The sequence below is a fragment of the Corynebacterium auris genome (assembly GCF_030408575.1).
Taxonomy (GTDB): domain Bacteria; phylum Actinomycetota; class Actinomycetes; order Mycobacteriales; family Mycobacteriaceae; genus Corynebacterium; species Corynebacterium auris.
Genome location: NZ_CP047047.1, coordinates 1,494,897 through 1,512,036, shown reverse-complemented (window position 1 = coordinate 1,512,036; position 17,140 = coordinate 1,494,897). Strand labels below are relative to the sequence as shown.

The following is a 17,140-nucleotide window of genomic DNA, read 5'->3' as shown; positions in this document are numbered from 1 at the left end:
AACCTGCCAGTCGTTAGGTATTCGGTTTACAGGGTTGCTGTTTGGCGGCCCCCACGTCACGACACCGCAGTAGAAAGGTGCACCGCATGTCCTCCATCGATCAGGAAGTAGCCGGTTACTACGACAAGCTCCTCAAACGCAACGCAGGCGAGCCCGAGTTCCACCAGGCTGTCGCCGAGGTCCTCGAGTCGTTGAAGATCGTCCTGGAGAAGGATCCCCACTACGCCGATTACGGTCTCATCGAGCGGCTCTGCGAGCCCGAGCGCCAGATCATCTTCCGCGTGCCGTGGATCGACGACAACAACGAGGTCCGCGTCAACCGCGGCTTCCGCGTCCAGTTCAACTCCGCGCTCGGCCCCTACAAGGGCGGCCTGCGCTTCCACCCCTCGGTCAACCTCGGCATCATCAAGTTCCTCGGCTTCGAGCAGATCTTCAAGAACTCCCTGACCGGCCTGCCCATCGGCGGCGGCAAGGGCGGCTCCGACTTCGACCCGAAGGGCAAGTCCAACGCCGAGATCATGCGCTTTTGCCAGTCCTTCATGACGGAGCTGTGGCGTCACATCGGCGAGTACCGCGACGTGCCCGCCGGCGACATCGGCGTCGGTGGCCGCGAGATCGGCTTCCTCTTCGGGCAGTACCGTCGCCTGGCCAACAACCACGAGTCGGGAGTGCTCACCGGCAAGGGGCTGACCTGGGGCGGTTCGCTCGTGCGCACCGAGGCCACCGGCTACGGCTGCGTCTACTTCACCGACGAGATGATGAAGGCGCGCGGAGAGTCCCTCGACGGGGCGAAGGTCATCGTCTCCGGCTCGGGCAACGTGGCCATCTACGCCATCGAGAAGGCGCAGGAGCTCGGGGCCACCGTCGTGGGCTTCTCCGATTCCTCCGGCTGGGTGGAAACCCCCAACGGCGTCGACCTGGAGCTGCTCAAGGACGTCAAGGAGGTGCGCCGCGAGCGCGTGTCCACCTACGTCGACGAGGCGGACGGGGCGACCTTCCACGAGGACGGCTCCATCTGGAGCCTCGAGGCGGATGTTGCCCTGCCATGCGCCACCCAGAACGAACTTTCCGGCGAAAACGCGCGCACGCTCGTGAGCAACGGCGTGAAGTACGTCGCCGAGGGCGCGAACATGCCCTCGACGCCGGAGGCGGTCGAGGCCTTCCGCGAGAACAAGATCAGCTTCGGCCCGGGCAAGGCCGCCAACGCCGGCGGCGTGGCCACTTCCGCCCTGGAAATGCAGCAAAACGCCTCGCGCGATTCGTGGAACTTCGAGTACACGGACCAGCGCCTGCACCAGATCATGTCCAACATCTTCCGCGTCTCCAGCAACACGGCGGAGGAGTACGGCCGCGCCGGGGACTACGTTGTCGGGGCGAACATCGCCGGCTTCAAGAAGGTCGCGGACGCGATGCTGGCGCAGGGCGTGATCTAACCGGCCGCGCCGCCACGATTCGAGGCCGAACCGCACTACGCTGGGACACCATGTACCGCGTTTTTGAAGCCCTCGACGAACTCGTCCGGACGGTGGAGCAGGCCTATGGCGTGCCGATGACCAACAACTGCATGGTCCCGCGCAACGACGTGCTTGCTCTTCTCGACGACATCCGCAACGCCCTTCCCATCGAGGTCGACGACGCCCAAGACGTCCTCGACCAGCAGGACGAGCTTCTGCGTGGCGCGCAGGAGCGAGCGGACTCCCTCGTCGCCGAGGCCGAGGACGAGGCCGAACGCATCATGCGCGACGTGCACAACCAGACGGAGAGCATGCTTTCCGACGCCCAATCGCGCGCCTCCCACCTCGTCTCCACCGCGGAGGAGGACGCCGAGCGCACCGTCACGCGCGCCCGGGAGGAGGCCGACCAGACCATCGCCTCCGCGCGCTCCGAGGCGGACCGCCTGGTGGATAACGGCAACCAGGAGTACGAGCGCGCCGTCGACGCCGGGCTGGCCGAGCAGCAGCGCCTCATCAGCGAGTCGGAGGTCATCCGCCGCGCCGATGAGGAGGCGCGCCGCCTGGTCGACGACGCGCGAGCGGACTCCTCGCGCCTGCGCGCCGAGTGCGACGACTACGTCGATTCCAAGCTCTCCGAGTTCGAGGAATCGCTCAGCGCCGTGCTGCGCACGGTCTCCTCGGACCGCTCCGCGCTGCGCCGCGGCGCGGGTGCCTCGGGCGAGCGCTACGATCGCCCGGAGCGCCGCGAGTATGCGCGGCGCCCGCGTTCGGGCCAGCAGCGCGGCGACAACGACCCGGATTACTAGCAGCGCCCTTTCGTTGTAGGGTAGTGGCTGTTATGGCTACCAATCCCTTTGTGTTCGACGTCGCCGAGGCCCTGGGCGGCGACGGAACGCCGGTTGTTTTTACGCAGGTCGGGCCGTCGCCCTCTCGCATCGGCCCCGAGATGATCGCGATACCGGAGGGCAGCGAGGTCACCGTGGAAGCCGTGGTGGTTCCGCTGGGATCCAGCGTCATGGTCGATGCCTCCGCCACCGGCACGCTCGACGGGGAATGCTCCCGCTGCCTCGCCCCGCTCAACCCGCCATTCACCTCTCGCGTCAGCGTCGTGTTCGCCGCCGAGGGCGACGCCATCACGGGAGACCCGGAGCTGGAGGAGGACAAGGGCTCGGGCGACGAGGTCCCGCTCATGCAGGGCACGACCATCGACCTCGAGCAGGCGTTCGTCGACGAGCTGGGGATGAACCTGCCGTTCAACCCGGCGTGCGAGCCGGAGTGCGCCCCCTCCGACGTGCCGTCCCCCGACGGGGTCTCGGGCGAGGCCAATGATCTCGTCGACCCGCGCTGGGCCGGGCTGGAGAAGTTCCTGTGAGCCGCGGCTCGAAGCGCTCCCGCAAGCAGCGCCTGTCGGGCCCGGAAGCCTGGGACGCGGCGTACGCCGCGGTCGACCACGCCCCGTTGATCGAGCGCCTCGGGGTCGGCCTCGAACCAGATCTTCTGCGCCTCGCCCTGACGCACCGCTCCTTCGCTAACGAGCACGACAACCTGCCGAACAACGAGCGTCTCGAGTTCGTCGGCGACGCCGTCCTCGGCCTCTCCGTGGCCAACGAGCTGTTCGAGCGCTACCCCTCGCGGCCCGAGTCGGACCTGTCGCCCATGCGCTCGCGCGTGGTCTCGCGCTACGCGCTCGCCGATGTCGCCCGCGACGTCGGGCTCGGCCCGCACCTCCTTCTGGGCAAGGGGGAGGAGACCACCGGCGGCCGCGACAAGGACTCGATCCTCGCCGACACCACCGAGGCGCTGCTCGGGGCGATCTATCGCCAGCACGGCTTCGAAACCACCCGCGGGGTGATCCTGCGGCTGTTCGGCCCGAAGCTGGACGAGGCCCAGCGCAGCCACGACTGGAAGACGGTGCTCCAGGAGCGCGTCGCCGAGCTCGGCGGCGGCCAGCCCGAGTACCAGGCGAGCGTGGAGGGCCCGGAGCACGAGCAGGTGTTCACCGCGCACGTGCTCATCGCCGGCGCGCCGCGCGGGCGCGGGCGCGGGCAGAACAAGAAGACCGCCGAGCAAAACGCCGCCCGCGAGGCCGTGTTCTTCCTGCGTGACCACCCCGAGGCCGTCGCCCTGGCCGCCAAGGAGTAGCCGGTGCCGGAACTGCCCGAGGTGGAGGTCGTGCGCCGCGGCCTCGCCGAGCACGCCGTGGGCCGCACGTTCGGCCCCGTCGAGGTCCTCCACCCGCGCGCCGTGCGCGGCAACGAGGTCGACCTCGCCGAGGTCCTGCCCGGGATTGAGGTGACGGGCACGGGGCGGCGCGGCAAGTTCCTCTGGCTGATGCTCTCCGATGACGCCGCGCTCGTCGTCCACCTGCGCATGAGCGGGCAGATGCTCGTTGGTTCGCCGGGCCAGGTGAGGGGGCCGCACGTGCGGATTCGGGCGTCGCTAAGCGAGCTCGAGCTCTCCTTCGTCGACCAACGGACCTTTGGCTCGTGGCAGTACGCCCCGCTTGTCGACGACCCCCGCGCCGCCGGGCACCGCATCCCCGCCACGGTGACCCACGTGGCCCCGGATCCCTTTGAGGAATGCTTCGATGCCGCCGAGGTCGCGCGGCTTATGCGGCGCAGGGCGTCGGCTGTGAAGACGGTGCTGCTGGACCAGTCGGTCGTCAGCGGCATCGGCTCCATCTACGCCGACGAGGCCATGTGGGCGGCCGGGGTCAAGCCGACGCGGCGGGCGAAGTCGCTGCGCCAGCGCGACGCGGTGCGCCTTTTGGAGGAATCGCGCGCCGTCATGGCCCGGGCGCTGGAGCAGGGCGGGACCAGCTTCGACTCGCTCTACGTCAACGTCAACGGCGCCTCGGGCTACTTCTCGCGCTCGCTCAACGCCTACGGCCGGGCCGGCCAGCCCTGCCGCGTGTGCGGCACCGAAATGCGGCGCGTGGTGGTCAATGGGCGCTCGAGCCACTACTGCCCGTCCTGCCAGACCCTGTAGCGTCCCACCGGGGGTAGCCCGGTACGAAATCTCGGCCGCAGTGTGGCGTTTGTGTGATCCACGTCTAATATAAGCGCAATGGACCAGGCTTCAACGTTCGTCGATGAGACTCTGAACGGAATAATTTGGAATATCGTGCCGTGGCTACTGCTCGGCGCCGGCCTCTACTTCGGGCTGCGCACCATCTTCGTGCAGGTGCGGCTGCTGCCGGATATGTTCCGGTCGGTCTCGGAGAAGCCGAAGGTGGTGGACAAGAAGGGCCGCGAGCTCGAAACCGAGCACAAGGGACTCTCGGCCTTCCAGGCCTTCACCATTTCCGCGGCTTCGCGCGTGGGCACCGGCAACATCGCGGGAGTGGCGCTGGCGATTTCCGTCGGCGGGCCGGGCGCTGTGTTCTGGATGTGGATCATCGCGCTGGTTGGTGGCGCTACCGCGTTCGTCGAGTCCACGCTCGCGCAGCTGTGGAAGTCTCGCGACCCGGAGGGCAACTACTACGGCGGCCCGGCGTTTTACATGACGCGCGGGCTGGGCTGGCGGCCGTTCGCGGTGGTCTTCGCTGTGGCCTTGTCGTTTACCTACGGCTTTGTGTACAACGCCATCCAGACCAACTCCATCGTTGAGGCGGTCAGTGGTTCCTTCGATAACGATTCGAACACCCTGAAGCTTATCGTCGCCGTGGTCATCGCCGGGCTGACCGCGACCATCATCTTCGGCGGCGTGACCCGCATCGCCAGCGCCACCCAGGTCATCGTGCCCTTCATGGCCGGTGCCTACATCCTGCTGGGGCTCGTGGTGGTGGTGCTCAACATCGACGAGGTCCCCGGCATGTTCTCTCTCATCGTCGGCCACGCGCTGGGCTTCCAGCAGGTTGCGGGGGCGACGCTCGGCATGGCCTTCATGTGGGGCATGCGCCGCGGCCTGTTCTCCAACGAGGCCGGCCAGGGTTCGGCGCCCAACGCCGCGGCCACCGCGTCGGTGTCCCACCCCGTCAAGCAGGGCCTGGTGCAGACCCTCGGCGTATACTTCGACACCCTCCTTGTGTGCTCCATCACCGCGTTCATCGTTCTGCTCGGCCCCGCCATCACCTACGGGCGTGAGGACATCCAGGGCGCGGCCCTGACGCAGGCGGCGCTGGCGGACTCCGTGGGCTCCTGGGGTGGGCACTTCCTCACCTTCATCCTGTTCTTCCTCGCGTTTTCCTCCGTCATCGGCAACTACTACCTCGCGCAGGCCAACATCGAGTACTTCACCGAGTCCAAGACGGTCATGACGGTCTTCCGCCTCGGCGTCATCGCCTTCGTCTTCTTCGGGGCGTTCGGTTCGGTGCCGCTGGTGTGGGCGCTCGGCGACACGATGGCGGGCACAATGGCCATCATCAACATCATCGCCATCGTGCCGCTCGGCGGCGTGGCCATCAAACTGCTGAAGAACTACAACGAGCAGCGCCGCGAGGGCGTTGACCCCTTTTTCCACCGGGACATGCTCCCCGAGCTGGACAACATCGAGGTCTGGGACGGCTCCGACCCCGCCGCGCGCCGCACCTGGCAGGACCGGCGCTCGCTGCGGGAGTTCTAGCTGTACTTCGCCGTGACGTTGTGAACGCGTTGTGCGGGGGTGAGGCCTCCATTATCCCCGGGGCGATTCATTCTGTGGCATGGCCATGTCGACAAGGAAGGTAATACCACCACCGCGCCGGACAGCCCGATGGACCCGACTTTTCAAACCCGGGGGGCCTGCGAATGGGGCGTGGGTGCACTCTGTGGGACAGGTGGAGCTGCTGGTTGCTATGAAGTCTGCCTTGGACTGGGGTTTGTGAATGGCTTGGCCGGTCTCGGATGCGCGTCGGTCTGCGGACTGATCGCTACACTGGGCTGCGCTGGAGCAACTAACGCCATCTGTAAGTAGGAAACCATGACACAAGAATCCTGGCTAATGATCATCGCGCTCTTTCTGCTGATCTACTCTCTGACGATCACCCTGATGTATCTTCGACTGTCAAGAAAACTGAGGGATCAGACATAGTCACTCCCCCCGGCCCAGGAAAGCCCAGCATTAACCCGGGGCTTGACAGTTTGATGATGCGGCGCTGGGTGCGCACCGGCAGCTGGTGCGGGCACGCGCGGGGACGGTGTGACCGGTCAGTGAGCACTTCGCCACGGCGTGCCCGGCTCACCCACCTGTTGACGGTGGCTGGTCAGACCTGGAAGCGTTCAGCGACTCGGCGCTGCGTCCATCCGTGGGTGATGGCCAGCTCAACCATCCTTGCTCTGCCGGTCGGGGTCAAAGGTGCGTTACGGTGTGTCATGGAAGCCTTCCGGATCGGTGTTCGTGTGGATACCTACACCTCTACCGGAGGCTTCCCCTTTTCGTTCACACCGTTCACAACCTCCCGAGGAAGTACAACTAGGCCAGAAGGCGCGCGAGGGCGCGCGGCGAGGCGTCACCCAGCAATGGCACCCGTTGCTGGGGAAGTTGCAGCGCCGCAAGGCGTCGCAGCTGCTGCTCCTCTTGACGGGCGCGTGAAGCGAGCAGCGGGCCTTGGTCGGAGGGGGAGCAGCGGTTAACGTAGAGCCCGCCGAGCGGGATGCCCGTTGCGCGCAGCGTCTGCGCAAGCTCGAGCGTCTCCGTGACGGGAACCCTTTCGGGTACGGTGACCAGGGCGAAAGCCGTGCTCTCGGGGTCGGTGATTGCCTCTCGAAGGCGGCTAAACAGGTGTTTCCGGCGCTGCAGAACCTGACGGATTTCTTCGTCCCGGCGGCGCTCTGGGGCGCCCCCGAGGCCGCGGACGAGGGAGCCGAATCGCTCTGATTGCTCGCGTCGCCCAAGTAGTCCGTCGATCCATGCCCCCATGAGCTCCGGTAGGGCCAGCAAACGGACTGTGTGGCCGGTAGGGGCCGTGTCCACGACGATATGCTGGTATTGCGATTGGCCTTCCAGAATTACCTCTGCTAGCCGTTCGAGCACCGCGGCCTCGTGGGTGCCCGGGGACGCGGATGCGAGTTGTAGGTGGGTGCGCAGCTGCCCATGGAGTCGCTCGGGGGTGAGTCGACGCATCGTTTCTTCCACTCGGGCGATATGCGTGGCGGTCGTCGCAGAGGGGTCGATCTCGACGGCGCTTACGCCCCGCTCGATGAGGGTGGGGGTGTCGCCGACCTCCGTGCCGAAGATATGACCGATGTTATGGGCGGGGTCGGTGGACACGAGTAGGGCGTCCCCGAGCGAGAGAGCGGTGGCGGCGGCGAGGGTGGTTTTACCCACCCCGCCCTTTCCGCCGAAAAAGATGAGGCGGTGGTTCAGCAGCACTGGATGTGGTCCAAGGGGGATCGGTCGAGGCCCATGCGCACGTGCCAGGCGTGCACGTCCTCGTAGACGATGGGGAGCAGTTCGAGCGTATAGAAGCTGGCAGGGTTGTCGATGCCCAGGGCCTCCGACAGGATTAGCAGCAAGAAGAGGTCGTCTTCCTCGCGTTGCGCCTGCGCGAACGTCGAGCGGTATGGCGCGACGTAGAATTCGTGCAGCGCAGCGTTGAGGCGGGACAAAAACGACATCTACACGCTCGCCGGTTCGAAGGCGGGATCCGGGCCGGCCTCCTTCGCCCGCCTGACTGCGGCGAGCGCCTCGACGGAGACCCACAGCGCGCACGCGAGGATAAGGACGTCGAGTCCGGCCAGAAGCCAATTGCCCGCCTCAACGAACTGGCGCAGCTGGACAACCAGCGCCCACACCGAGAGGATCAGGACGAACAGGAGCGGTAAGACGACGGGGAGAACCGGGCGGCGAAGCCGGACCAGCATCACTGCGATGATGGACATCGACAGGGCGGCCATGAGCTGGTTCGTGGTGCCGAAAAGGGGCCAGATGAGGACTCCGCCCGAGCCGTCGGAGCCTGTGGAAAACGTCAGGGCGAGCCCGACAGTTACAGCGATGATGGTGGCCCAGAAGGCGGAAACCTTTGCCCCGATGATTTCACCGATTTCCTGCACGACGAAGCGCTGGAGGCGGATGCCCGAATCCATGGTTGTCGCCGCGAAGAGGACGGCCATGGTGGCCAGGATGGTGGCCGACAGGGAGACCGGGATGCCGAGGCCGGTGTTGATAATGGAGCCACCGCCTTCCACGAAAGCCTGGACACCGCCGGCGTTGAAGGCGTTGTAGATTTCCTCCCACTGCGCGAGCGACTGGAACCCGGCTGTCGTTGCGATGATGGCGCCGAGCGCCAAAAGGCCCTCGCCGACCGCGCCAAAGTAACCGACGAAGCGCTCGTCGGTTTCCTTGTCGATCTGCTTCGAGCTCGTCCCCGAGGCGACCGTGCCGTGGAACCCGGAGATGGCGCCGCAGGCGATAGTGACAAAAAGAAGGGGGACCAGAGAGGGCGTGCCCTCCGGCGGATTCGTGTTAACCATAGGGGCAACGATGGCGGGCGCGGTGATGATCACTGAAGCGTAGAGGATGATCAGGCCGACGAATAGTTGCAGGCCGTTGATGTAGTCGCGCGGCTGCAGCAGTACCCACACCGGAAGCAGAGACGCCACGGCGCCGTAGGCGAACAGCAAAAGGATCCACACGGCTTCTGGGGCGAGGCCGAATGTCGATTCGGGCAGCGACACCGGGACTCGGTCGCCGAGCACCATGAGCCCGTAGAGCGCGACGACACCGACGAAGGAGACCACCGGGAGGTTCCACTGAAAGCGGTAAATTGCCTGACCGATGAGCAGTGCGACGACCAACGCACCCCAGGTCGGGATGACGGCGGTGGGAGTGGAGACCAGAAGGCCGGCGATAACAACGCCGAAGGCCGCCACGACCATGAGAAGAAGAAGGAAGATCACCACAAGGAAAAGGTTGCGGCCCCGGGCACCGATGTACTTGCCGGACAAAGTACCGATGGACTGTCCCTTGTGACGTGCAGAGGCCCACAACACCCCGAAATCGTGCATGCCCGCGATGAATACGGTGCCGATGGTCACCCACAAAAACGCCGGGAGCCAGCCCCAAATCACGGCCACGGCGGGCCCGACGATGGGGGCCGCACCCGCCACCGATGTGAAGTGGTGACCCCACAATACGTACTTGTTGGTGGGGACGTAATCGACGCCGTCGTTAAGCGCGTGCGCCGGAGTGCGGAAGCCTTCCTCCAGCTTGTAGACCCGCGTGGCGAGGTACTTGGAGTAGAGCAGATACCCCGCAGCGAGCATGCCCACGCCGATGAAGGCGAGCCAGAGGGAATTCATGTGGCCTCCTTAAAATTTTTTGTGAACACTACCACATCGCTGTGTGCGGTCGGGGTGAAAACGTGGAGGCTGCAGCCGGAGGTGGCACCCCCGCTACACTGAGCGCCATGAGTTCCACGCGCATGACAGCATTCGTCCACGGCCACGTCCAGGGGGTGGGCTTCCGCTGGTGGACCCGCTCCCGCGCGCTGGAGCTCGGCCTGGCGGGCTACGCCAAGAACCTCGACGACGGCCGCGTCGAGGTGGTGGCTGAGGGGGAGCGGGGTGGCGTCGAGAAGCTGCTTGAGCTGTTGCGCGAGGAGCCGTCGACGACGAGGCGCCCGGGCCGGGTGGACACCGTGGTGGAGCAGTTCGCGCAGCCGAAGGGGGCGCAGGGCTTCGAGGAACGGTAGCGAAGGCCCGGCCAGAGGGGTCGGGGAAAGGACGTTGATGAACGAGACTCCGTACCTTATCTTCCTGCACGGGGTGGGCAAAGGTGACCCCGAGCAGAAGTGGCACAAGGCGCTTCTCGATGGCCTCGAGGCAGCGGGCTACCCGCGGCTTGCGGGCGTGGAGGTCATTTCCCCCCGATACATTGACGTACTTTCGCGGCTGGGCGACGAGCGCGACATGCCGCCTGTAAGGTCCGTGACCTCGCAAAACGACAGGGCCCGAAAGCGCCGCGAGTTTGAGAGGCGCACCGCGGCGATGGAGGCCCGGCTGGCGCGGCATACCGGGGGCAGCGGCGCGAAATTGGCGGACGCTGCGGTCGGCGCGGCTGCGCGGGCGCGGATCCAAAAGCACCTCAAGCAGGCAAACAACTACCTCACCCGGCCCGCCGTTCGGGCCAGCGTACAACACGAACTTGTCCGGCGGATGCCAGATCGCGGCCGGGCCGTCATCGTGGCGCACAGCCTGGGCACCGTCGTAGCGGCGGACCTGATCCCCCGGCTTTCCCCCGGCCTAGAGATCTCCGGGGTGGTGACTATCGGCAGCCCGCTCGCGAGCACGAGGTTCGCCTCCGAGGAGCTGAAAGAGACGATGGCGGAACCACCCGCGAACGTCGCCTGGTGGGTCAACTACTGGAGCTACAGCGACCCGGTCACGGCCCTGCGGGGTATTGCGTCGGTCTACCCGTGGATACTGGATCTACGCGTGCCCACGCCGACGCTTCCCGTCTCGGCGCACGCGGCTAAGGGCTATCTTTCCCACCCGCTGGTCGCGGAGGCGGTCGGCTACGGGTTATTCGGCTCGAAGTCGAAGGAAATTGTCTTGGCGAAGAATGAGACCCTCGTGCGCCCGGACGGGCCGGAGCAGGTCGCGCTTGAAGGGCTCCGCTTCGCGCACTTCGTTGCGGAGCGGTTGAAGGGTGAAAGGCGCGAGCGCTACTTCGCCGCGCTGCGGCAGGTGCAGGCGCGGACAGTCAGCGACCTGATCCGGCGCGCGGACGCAGAAAACCGGCTGCTCAGCCCGTTCGTGGCAGAGCTCGACCAGGATCCCGGTGGAACTGACGGTGCCCTCGCGGTTCCGCAGCCCGTCGGCTACGCCTCGAAAGAGGAGGCCATCCGGCGTCTGGTCGCCTTGAGTGAGCAGAATGTGCTGGCCCCGTTCGAGATTGACGTCAAGGAGGAGGTGCGGCGGGAAGCATTCCGGGACCTGACGAAGGAAATGGACCTGGGCAGCGAGTTCGGCGCGCGGGTATTCGAGGCCCGCGGGGAGGCCGACAAGGCGCTGTCGGATTCTGCGAAGTCTCAGTTAAAGAAATGGGGCGTGATGGGGGCGGGGACCGCGGCGCTCCTGGTTGGGGCCAGCGGAATATTCCTTGCCCCCGCCGCGGGCTTGGCGGGGGCCGCGGCGCTGACCAGCGGGTTGGCCTCCTTCGGCCCCGGCGGGATGATCGGTGGGCTGATGACCGCGGGTGCTCTCCTCACGAGCGGGGCGGCGGCGTCCACCTACGGCGCCTTCAGCCTCGCGAGCACACCGGAAAACGTCGAGGCCCTTGCGCGGTCCCAGCTGGCAACGCTCATTCTCCGGAAGCAGGAGTCGCTGCCTCCTGATGACAACGTGTGGTTCGTGTGGAAGGAATCCGAGTCGCACCTGATCCGCGAAATCCACCGCGTCGAGCAGTTTTCCGACAAGAAGTCGAGCTACCTCGCTGACCTCGAGAAGAAGCTGAAGACGGTGCAACGGGCGATGGCCTACGCGGTTGACAAAGGCCTGGCGCCGGAGGTCGTACAGGAGGCCGCCGCGGGGACGGGGCCCCGGCAGGCGAAGTTCTGGAACCGCCGGTTCGGGGCTGAGAGGACAGAGAAGGCTGAGAAGGAAGAGAAGTAGTCCCCCGCAGCCCCGCTCCGCCTAAGTGGGGCGCCGTGGCCTAGAATCCGAACGGTGCACCTGAAATCGCTGACGCTCAAGGGCTTCAAGTCCTTCGCCTCGGCGACGACGATGAAGTTTGAGCCCGGCATCTGCGCGGTGGTCGGGCCGAACGGCTCGGGCAAGTCGAACGTGGTTGACGCCCTCGCCTGGGTGATGGGGGAGCAGGGCGCGAAGAACCTGCGCGGCGGGAAGATGGAGGATGTCATCTTCGCCGGCGCCGGCGAGCGTAAGCCGCTTGGCCGCGCTGAGGTGACGCTGACCTTCGACAACACGGACAAGCACCTGCCGATCGAGTACACCGAGGTGGCGATCACCCGGCGCATGTTCCGCGACGGCGCCTCCGAGTACGAGATTAACGGCGCCAAGGCGCGACTGATGGATATCCAGGAGCTGTTGTCGGATTCGGGCATCGGGCGCGAGATGCACATCATCGTCGGGCAGGGCAAGCTCTCGGAGATCCTCGAGTCCCGGCCCGAGGAGCGCCGCGCCTTCATCGAGGAGGCTGCGGGCGTGCTCAAACACCGCCGCCGCAAGGAGAAGGCGCAGCGCAAGCTCGCGGGGATGCAGGGCAACCTCGACCGCCTGCAGGACCTGACCGACGAGCTTGGCAAGCAGCTGAAGCCGCTGGCGCGACAGGCCGAGGCCGCGAAGCGCGCCGCGACGGTGCAGGCGACTCTGCGCGAGGCCCGCCTGAGCCTCGCCGGCCACCAGGTGGTCACGCTTCGCACCGCGCTTTCCGACGCCACACGCAGCGCCAACGCCCTCAGCGAGCAGGTGGAAGAAGTCACGGAGGCGCTGGAGGAGGCCACCGCTGCCCAGGACGCGGTGGAGGAGCAGCAGAACGAGGTCCAGCCGCGGGCGGACGAGGCGCAGCAGGTGTGGTTCGAGCTGTCGACCCTACTCGAGCGCGCCAACGCGACCCTGCGCGTTGCCGCCGAGCGCGCGGGATCCGCCGGCGCCGAAACGGCCTACCGCGGTCAGGACCCGGAGGACCTCCTGGCGCGCGCCGCCCACGCCGACGAGCAGTACGCCGCGGCCCTGGACGGGGCGGAGGAGGCCGCCGAGCGCCTCGAGACCGCGCGCGAGGAAGTGGAGCAGCTGCAGGAGGAATTCGACCAGGCGGAGCGCGAGCACATGGCGCAGGTACGCGCCATAGCGGATCGCCGCGAGGGCGTCGTGCGCCTGCTCGCGCAAGAGGAGTCGCAGCGAGCTGCGGTCACCGCCGCGGAGGAGGAGCTGTCCCGCATTGGCGAGGCGCTCGGGGAGTCCCGTGAGCGTGCACGCGAGGCGCGGCGCGAGGTCGGGGAGGTGGCGGAAAGGCTCGTCGGGCTCGAGGCCGAGCGTTCCCCTCTCGACGAAGCCCACGCCAGGGCGGCGGGGGAGGCGCAGGCCGCGGAAAAGCGCCTTGACCAGTTGCGCGCCGAGCAGCGCGAGCGGGAGAGGGAGGTGTTCTCGCTGGAGGCGCGCATCGCGACGTTGCGCGAGCAGACCCCGCGGGCGGCCGCGGCCGAGGCGCTCGGGGAGGGCTTCGACCCGCTCGCCGAGGCGCTCACAGCTCGCGACGGTACCTCCGTTGCGCTCGCCGCCGCACTCGGCGCGTACGCGGAGGCGCTGGTCGGCCGAGGCGAGATGGGCGACGTGGTGGGCAGGCTCGAGGCCGCGGAGCGCACCGTCGTGGTGGAGCCCGCGGGCGGCGCCGGGTGGCGCCTAGACAGCGACCAGCGGGTCGACTGGCTGCTCGACCACATCGACATCGCCCCCACGGTGCGCGGAGCTGTCACCCGCCTGCTTGTCGACGTCGCCCTCGCTGCCACCCCCGCCGAGGCCCGCCGCATCGTCGCGGCCGACCCGCGTTTGCGGGCCGTCACCCGCGAGGGGGTCCTCGTCGGCGAGGGCTGGGTCGCCGCGGGCTCCGGGCGCGCCAGCACCGTTGAGCTCAGCGCAGAGATCGACCGCGCCGAGGAAGAGCTGCGCGCGGCGCGCGAGCGCGTGCAGGAGCTGGCGGGAACGCTCGAGGGGGCGAAGCTCGCGGCGGAGGAGGCGCGCGTCTTCGCAGCGGGGGCGACCTCGGCCCTGCGGGAGCACGACGCGAACCTCGAGGCATGGCGCCGCGACCATCGGCGGCTGAATGATCAGGTTGAGGCCAACGAGGCCGAACATAAACGCGCCAGCGAGCGGGCGGAGCAGGCGGAGAGCCGCCTTGAGCGGTGCCGCGAGGAGCTGGCCGAGACCCGCGAGAGGCTGGCGCGCGTCGAGGATATGGAGGGGCCGCAGGAGCCTTCCACCGCGGCGCGCGACGCGGCAGCCGGGGCGCTCAACCAGGCGAAAGCCGTCCAGATGGAGGCCACCCTCGGGCTGCGCTCGGCGCAGCAGGGGGCCGACGCTCTCGCCGGGCGCGGCGACGCGCTGCGCCGACAGGCGGAGCACGAGCGCCAGGCCAAGGCCCGCCACGACGCGGCGGTAGCGGCGCGACGGGCCCAGGCGGAGCTGGCGGGGGTCGTCGCTGCCCGCACTCGCGATGTCGTTTCCCGCGTCGGCGCCGCGCTGGAGCAGGCGGCGGTGGAGCGCGACCGGCTCACCGCAGAGCTCGCTTCCCTGCGGGCGCGCGCGCAGCAGGCCCGCAGCCAGGTCGCCGCCACACGCCAGCAGCTGGAGCGGCTGGGAGACAGGGCGCACGCCGCCGAGATCGCCCGCTCCCAGGCCCAGGTGCGCATCGACGAGGCGGAGGCGAAGATCACCGAGTCTCTCGGCATCTCCATTCCCGACCTGCTCGCGGGGTACACGCCGGGCGAGGACTTTGACAAGGATGCCGAGGCGGGGCGCCTCGCCCAGGCCGAGAAGGATCTGCGTTCTCTGGGCAAGGTCAACCCACTCGCCCTCGAGGAGTACAAGGCGCTGGAGGAGCGCTACAGCTTCTTGTCCACGCAGCTTGACGACGTCCTCCGCGCGCGCCGGGACCTTTCCGGCGTGATCGAGGACATCGACGCCCAGATTCTCCAGCTGTTCACCGACGCCTGGCGCGATGTGGAGGCGGAGTTCCCAGCGGTGTTTCACACGCTGTTTCCGGGCGGCGAGGCCCGCCTCGTGCTCACCGAGCCCGGTGACATGCTGGCCACCGGGATCGAGATCGAGGCCCGCCCGCCGGGCAAAAGGGTCAAGCGCCTGTCCCTGCTATCCGGCGGGGAGAAGTCGTTGACCGCGCTGGCCTTTCTCGTGGCCATTTTCCGGGCGCGGCCCAGCCCCTTTTACGTGCTGGACGAGGTCGAGGCCGCGCTCGACGACGTCAACCTGCGCCGCCTCATCGCGCTTTTGGAGGAGCTGCGCCAGGACTCCCAGCTGCTCGTGATCACCCACCAGAAGCCGACGATGGACGTGGCCAACGTGCTCTACGGGGTGACCATGCGCGGCGACGGCGTCACACGCGTCATCTCCCAGCGCATGAGTCCCGCGGGCACCGCCCCCGAGAGTGCGGGTGAGTAGCCGCGGCCCGCGGGCATTGCTGGCACTATGGACGCCATGGATACAACGACCATTGTCTGGATCATTATTGCGGTCGTGGCGATCGTCCTGCTCATCGTGGGTCTGGCCGTCGCGGGTAACCGCCGGAAGAAGACGAAGACCGTCTCCTTTGACAAGACGGACGAGCCCAAGGAGCTGACCCAGCAGGAGAAATCGGGCAACTACCAGGCCAAGGGCGGCTTTAACTTCACGCAAGCCGAGGCCCAGCCGGACCTTGTACGCCGCGACGGCACGCCGGCCGGGGGCTCCACGGTGGCCTCGGCCGCGGCGGCCGCGAACGTGCCCCCGGAACCCCCGGCGCCCGACGACCCGGTCGTCGAGGAGGCCTCCGCCCAGCCCGAACCTGAGATCGAGCCCGAACCCGAGGTGGAGCTGACCGAGGAAACCGCCGACCTCGTGGAGGCCGCGGAGCCGACGCCGGAGGAGCCGGTCGAGACAAAGGAAACCGATCCAGAGGAGACCGAGCCGGAGGCGGGGGACACGCTCGAGGAACTCGTCGATAAGCAGCGCGAGGTCGAGCAGGAAGCCGAGGAGGCGGCGGCTGCCGCGGCGGTCACCGCCGAGGTTGCTGAGGAGGCCCGGCAGGACGGCGCCGTTGCCTCGGAGGACGCTATTGTCAAGGACCACGAGCCGAGCGAGGATCTCGACGAGATCGTGCCCGCCGCGGGGCGCATCGGCAGGCTGCGCGGCCGGCTCTCGCGCTCGCAGAATGCGATCGGCCAGGGGCTGCTGGGCATCCTCACTGCGGGCGACCTCGACGAAGACGCCTGGGAGGAGATCGAAGACACCCTCATCATGGCGGATCTGGGCGCGAATTTGACCATGAAGGTCACCGACAGCCTGCGCTCGAAGATCGCCGAGCGCGGCGTGGCCAGCGAGGCGGGGGCGCGTGCCATGCTGCGCGAAACGCTCATTGAGGCGGCGCGGCCCGAGATGGATCGCTCCCTCAAGGCGATGCCTAACGACGGCAAACCCGCCGTCATCGTCATCGTCGGCGTCAACGGCACGGGCAAGACCACCACGACGGGCAAGCTCGCTCGTGTCCTCGTCTCCCTGGGCCACTCTGTGGTCCTCGGCGCGGCCGATACTTTCCGCGCCGCGGCCGCAGACCAGCTGGAGACGTGGGGCCGCCGCGTGGGCGCGGTGACGGTGCGGGGCAAGGAGGGCGCCGACCCGGCGTCCGTCGCCTACGATGCGGTCGCCACCGGCGTGGACCAGGGCGCCGATGTCGTCCTCGTGGACACAGCCGGCCGCTTGCACACGTCCACCGGCCTGATGGACCAGCTGGGCAAGGTCAAGCGAGTGGTGGAGAAGAAGACCCGTGTGGACGAGGTGCTTCTGGTTCTCGACGCCACGGTGGGCCAGAACGGCATCACCCAGGCTCGCGTCTTCCGCGACGTCGTGGACATCACGGGTGTCGTTTTGACCAAGCTCGACGGCACAGCGAAGGGCGGCATTGTCTTCCAGGTGCAGGAGGAGCTTGGCGTGCCGGTGAAACTCGTTGGCCTCGGCGAGGGCGCGGACGACCTTGCCCCCTTCGAGGTCGAGAGCTTCGTCGACGCGCTGCTCGGGTAGTGCGTCCTACGCCGCGCT

General features: G+C 67.7%; 14 protein-coding genes. 11 read left to right on the top strand and 3 right to left on the bottom strand.

The annotated features are described in order from the left end of the window. The first annotated feature begins 86 nt into the window (after window positions 1-86). From gdhA to CAURIS_RS11610, 7 genes are all read left to right on the top strand, one after another. Complete coding sequence (gene gdhA, locus CAURIS_RS07250; RefSeq protein ID WP_290341360.1) at window positions 87-1,433, top strand: NADP-specific glutamate dehydrogenase; 1,347 nt, start codon at window positions 87-89, stop codon at window positions 1,431-1,433. Between the two features lie 50 nt (window positions 1,434-1,483). Further along, the gene (locus tag CAURIS_RS07245) at window positions 1,484-2,260 is read left to right on the top strand and encodes a DivIVA domain-containing protein (protein ID WP_290341358.1); all 777 of its coding nucleotides are present in this window, start codon (window positions 1,484-1,486) and stop codon (window positions 2,258-2,260) included. Window positions 2,261-2,292: 32 nt separating this feature from the next. Next, complete coding sequence (locus CAURIS_RS07240; RefSeq protein ID WP_290341356.1) at window positions 2,293-2,826, top strand: YceD family protein; 534 nt, start codon at window positions 2,293-2,295, stop codon at window positions 2,824-2,826. Then, on the top strand, window positions 2,823-3,596 hold the full coding sequence (gene rnc, locus CAURIS_RS07235) for a ribonuclease III (protein WP_290341354.1): 774 nt from the start codon (window positions 2,823-2,825) through the stop codon (window positions 3,594-3,596). The genes CAURIS_RS07240 and rnc overlap by 4 nt, the downstream gene beginning before the upstream one ends. Before the next feature lie 3 nt (window positions 3,597-3,599). Further along, window positions 3,600-4,442, top strand: coding sequence for a bifunctional DNA-formamidopyrimidine glycosylase/DNA-(apurinic or apyrimidinic site) lyase (gene mutM / locus CAURIS_RS07230; protein ID WP_290341352.1), 843 nt, complete (start codon window positions 3,600-3,602; stop codon window positions 4,440-4,442). Between the two features lie 78 nt (window positions 4,443-4,520). Further along, window positions 4,521-6,017, top strand: coding sequence for an alanine/glycine:cation symporter family protein (locus CAURIS_RS07225; protein WP_290341350.1), 1,497 nt, complete (start codon window positions 4,521-4,523; stop codon window positions 6,015-6,017). A 129-nt stretch (window positions 6,018-6,146) separates the two neighbouring features. Beyond that, a complete protein-coding gene (locus CAURIS_RS11610; RefSeq protein ID WP_353959226.1) occupies window positions 6,147-6,347 on the top strand; it encodes a halocin C8-like domain-containing protein in 201 nt (66 codons plus the stop codon). Window positions 6,348-6,845: 498 nt separating this feature from the next. Here CAURIS_RS11610 and CAURIS_RS07220 read toward each other — a convergent pair whose 3' ends face one another. The 3 genes from CAURIS_RS07220 to CAURIS_RS07210 are packed head-to-tail and all read right to left on the bottom strand — an operon-like array spanning window position 6,846 to window position 9,673. Then, window positions 6,846-7,745, bottom strand: a complete 900-nt coding sequence (locus CAURIS_RS07220) for an ArsA family ATPase (protein ID WP_290341346.1) — start codon at window positions 7,743-7,745, stop codon at window positions 6,846-6,848. Further along, the gene (locus CAURIS_RS07215; RefSeq protein WP_290341344.1) at window positions 7,736-7,990 is read right to left on the bottom strand and encodes a cory-CC-star protein; all 255 of its coding nucleotides are present in this window, start codon (window positions 7,988-7,990) and stop codon (window positions 7,736-7,738) included. The genes CAURIS_RS07220 and CAURIS_RS07215 overlap by 10 nt, the downstream gene beginning before the upstream one ends. Beyond that, entirely contained in the window at window positions 7,991-9,673 is a 1,683-nt protein-coding gene (locus CAURIS_RS07210) for a carbon starvation CstA family protein (protein ID WP_290341342.1), read from the bottom strand. Window positions 9,674-9,780: 107 nt separating this feature from the next. Here CAURIS_RS07210 and CAURIS_RS07205 point away from each other — a divergent pair, with 107 nt between their 5' ends. From CAURIS_RS07205 to ftsY, 4 genes are read left to right on the top strand one after another with little or no spacing between them, the layout of a single operon-like run. Then, on the top strand, window positions 9,781-10,065 hold the full coding sequence (locus CAURIS_RS07205; RefSeq protein WP_290341340.1) for an acylphosphatase: 285 nt from the start codon (window positions 9,781-9,783) through the stop codon (window positions 10,063-10,065). Between the two features lie 37 nt (window positions 10,066-10,102). Beyond that, window positions 10,103-11,986, top strand: a complete 1,884-nt coding sequence (locus CAURIS_RS07200) for a hypothetical protein (RefSeq protein WP_290341338.1) — start codon at window positions 10,103-10,105, stop codon at window positions 11,984-11,986. A gap of 54 nt (window positions 11,987-12,040) precedes the next feature. Next, window positions 12,041-15,508 carry a chromosome segregation protein SMC gene (gene smc, locus CAURIS_RS07195; RefSeq protein ID WP_290341335.1) on the top strand — a complete coding sequence of 1,156 codons (3,468 nt, stop codon included), beginning with the start codon at window positions 12,041-12,043 and terminating at the stop codon, window positions 15,506-15,508. A gap of 27 nt (window positions 15,509-15,535) precedes the next feature. Then, window positions 15,536-17,122 (top strand): signal recognition particle-docking protein FtsY, encoded by a 1,587-nt coding sequence (gene ftsY / locus CAURIS_RS07190; protein ID WP_290341333.1) that lies wholly within the window; start codon window positions 15,536-15,538, stop codon window positions 17,120-17,122. The last annotated feature ends 18 nt before the right edge of the window (window positions 17,123-17,140 follow it).

Coding starts and splice junctions, on each gene's coding strand:
- gdhA (WP_290341360.1), top strand. CDS start 87: ATGTCCTCCATCGATCAGGAAGTAGCCGGTTACTACGACAAGCTCCTC.
- CAURIS_RS07245 (WP_290341358.1), top strand. CDS start 1,484: ATGTACCGCGTTTTTGAAGCCCTCGACGAACTCGTCCGGACGGTGGAG.
- CAURIS_RS07240 (WP_290341356.1), top strand. CDS start 2,293: ATGGCTACCAATCCCTTTGTGTTCGACGTCGCCGAGGCCCTGGGCGGC.
- CAURIS_RS07225 (WP_290341350.1), top strand. CDS start 4,521: ATGGACCAGGCTTCAACGTTCGTCGATGAGACTCTGAACGGAATAATT.
- CAURIS_RS11610 (WP_353959226.1), top strand. CDS start 6,147: ATGGACCCGACTTTTCAAACCCGGGGGGCCTGCGAATGGGGCGTGGGT.
- CAURIS_RS07215 (WP_290341344.1), bottom strand. CDS start 7,990: ATGTCGTTTTTGTCCCGCCTCAACGCTGCGCTGCACGAATTCTACGTC.
- CAURIS_RS07210 (WP_290341342.1), bottom strand. CDS start 9,673: ATGAATTCCCTCTGGCTCGCCTTCATCGGCGTGGGCATGCTCGCTGCG.
- CAURIS_RS07205 (WP_290341340.1), top strand. CDS start 9,781: ATGAGTTCCACGCGCATGACAGCATTCGTCCACGGCCACGTCCAGGGG.
- CAURIS_RS07200 (WP_290341338.1), top strand. CDS start 10,103: ATGAACGAGACTCCGTACCTTATCTTCCTGCACGGGGTGGGCAAAGGT.
- ftsY (WP_290341333.1), top strand. CDS start 15,536: ATGGACGCCATGGATACAACGACCATTGTCTGGATCATTATTGCGGTC.